The sequence below is a fragment of the Pseudomonas sp. SID14000 genome, from assembly GCF_002165135.1.
Taxonomy (GTDB): Bacteria; Pseudomonadota; Gammaproteobacteria; order Pseudomonadales; family Pseudomonadaceae; genus Aquipseudomonas.
The window spans coordinates 1-268 of sequence record NZ_NFZQ01000197.1 but is presented as its reverse complement, the minus strand read 5'-3'; the positions used below and the strand labels follow the sequence as shown (position 1 = coordinate 268).

Annotated in this window: 1 protein-coding gene; it reads right to left on the bottom strand. The window is 63.8% G+C overall.

Translation table 11 applies throughout. The features are described 5' to 3' along the window. Positions 1 to 268, bottom strand: a 268-nt coding sequence (locus CAY82_RS25555; protein WP_256576362.1) for a DUF5801 repeats-in-toxin domain-containing protein, incomplete at both ends; no start/stop codon positions are given.

Below are 268 nucleotides of genomic sequence, written 5' to 3'. Positions count from 1 at the left end.
GTGGCGTTGGTCGTCAGGTCCGTTTCATCGACGGTGAGGACCGGTTCCGTGCCGGTGGTGCTGATGCTCGGGCCGTCATCCTTGAACACCAGGTTCTGGCCGATGTTAAGGGTGGCCTGGGCGCTGTCGCCGTCCTTGTCAGTCTTGGTCGCGGTCAAGGTCACCAGGTTGTCGGAGGTCAGGGTCTTCGCGTCATCGGGGTTGCTGGTGTCGGGATGCACGATGGCGCGGAGCTGGTCGAGGGTAACGGAACCGTTGCTGGCGACGC